Source organism: Vibrio sp. Vb0349 (genome assembly GCF_033338975.1).
Window position 1 is genome coordinate 1 of the sequence record NZ_JAWOTS010000101.1, and the last position, 1,820, is coordinate 1,820.

The window sequence follows — 1,820 nt, forward strand, 5'->3', positions numbered from 1 at the left end:
CTGATTGAAAACGCGCGTAAGGACACATGTGAATACACATGATTGAGCGCATCCAACCTGCGTTGCCGTAAGTACAGATGGCAAAGAACATCACCCAGAATACTGGCCAGAAGTTCGCGTTGAAGGTGAAGAAATCAATCACCAATTGCTTCATCGGCACAAAGTAACCGACAAAGGTGAAGCCTGTGGCGAGCGCGATAGCAAACCAAGCGATGTGCTTGAGTGTTTTACGCATGGCTAAGTTGGCGGTGAGTTTATTGGCGTCTTGTTTGCGACGTTTATTCGCGCTGCCTTCGAGTTTTTCTTCAAACCAGATGTACATGAAGGTCCACACGGTTTGCGGGCAGAGATAGCCACACCAGACTCGGCCTAAAAAGGTGGTAATGAAGAACAGGCCAAACGCGGCGATCACAAAGAGCAGAGCGAGTAGGGTCAGATCTTGCGGATAAAGCGTGGTGCCGAAAAAGTTGAACTGCTGGTTGCCGATATCAAGCAAGATCGCTTGTCGCTCGCCGTATGGGATCCACGGTACCAAAGCAAACAGTAGCAGTAAGAACCAACCACCGTAGCGACGCAGTTTTTGGTAAGTCCCTTTACTTTCTCGAACGTAGATGCGATTGCTTGGGTTAAAACGATCCCCGTTTCCTTTGTGGGTTTTCGGGTTGAAAGTCTTGGGAGTCACATCTTTGATATCGATCTTGTCCTGACTCATGCACTCATCCTTCTTAGGCTTTTTTATAATGTACGGCGGCATTTCTGGTGATGTCGCTCTGTGACATTGCTATTAATTATTTTAGTTAATACTGATAAACGGCGATTATACAAGCAATAACAATTCCTTTTCTTTAACGCAGTCTACGTTTAACAACAAAAGTCAGTACAGTTAACCTAATAAACGGCTGAACAGTTATAACTGTATTAAAAATCTATTTGATTTAGTTATAAAAAAAGCGACTCTGAGGAGTCGCTTCGAAAGTCGTGAGACGTGTTTATTTGATGATGCCGCGAGCACGTAAGATGGCGGTTTTGAAGTCATCTTCTTGGTCTTTCTTCAGGCCCGGGATCATTTCGTCTTTGCTGCTGTTGCGCATTTTAAGATGGTAGATCAGTACGTCGTCGGAGAGATCTTCCAACTTGCCGTCGTAGCCCGCCTCTTGCGCCAGTTTGACGATGAATTGCAGCAGGTTCATTTCTTGGTCTTTTTGCCACTCAGGCTCTAATAGCTCAAGTAGCTCTTCTATGCGATGACACTTCATTTCTTTCTCCACAATATTTATAAGTATTTGCGCTTAAGGTATCAAATTGCATCGCGAAGAAAAATAGAAAAGGAAGGAAAAGAAAAAGCGCAGCTGGCGCCGCGCTTTTGATTAAGCTGCTTTGATAACTTTGGTTGTAACACTCGACACTATTGCTGTCTTCTCAACCAGTGTCATAGCTGGCGCAACTTGTTTTGCCTTAGATGCAGTAGTGAAGCCACTGCGGCGGCGCATTGCACTTGTATTGGTGTGTGCGAACCTGACTGTAGTTGGGCGCATTCGATTACCTAACTGCCAGGCATATCCATTGCCGATGTAATGGCCTGATTCATTATGAGTTGAGCTTCAACTGCTTGAAGGGTGGCTCTTTTGGCTTTCGCCAGTCCAATAAATGAGTCAGGAATACCGATATGCATGCATATCATGTATAGGTTAGCACCCTTGTTATAATTGGTCGATAGTTGAGCAATTGAATTCTCTCGATTTTGTTATTTTGTCGCTCGGATCGACGCAAAAATTTGTTTTGATCCCATGATCAGCAGTAGTAGTATGAGATATCGACAA

The 1,820-nt window shown here is 44.5% G+C and carries 3 protein-coding genes; all 3 read right to left on the minus strand.

Features of this window, described 5'->3' with window-relative positions; genetic code table 11:
* On the minus strand, positions 1–712 hold a 712-nt coding region (locus R7Q47_RS23560; protein WP_318089525.1), incomplete at its 3' end, for a 4Fe-4S binding protein.
* A gap of 277 nt (positions 713–989) precedes the next feature.
* Positions 990–1,256 (minus strand): YihD family protein, encoded by a 267-nt coding sequence (locus R7Q47_RS23565; RefSeq protein ID WP_005461387.1) that lies wholly within the window; start codon positions 1,254–1,256, stop codon positions 990–992.
* A gap of 111 nt (positions 1,257–1,367) precedes the next feature.
* The gene (locus tag R7Q47_RS23570) at positions 1,368–1,535 is read right to left on the minus strand and encodes a hypothetical protein (protein WP_011106137.1); all 168 of its coding nucleotides are present in this window, start codon (positions 1,533–1,535) and stop codon (positions 1,368–1,370) included.
* Positions 1,536–1,820: the final 285 nt, after the last annotated feature.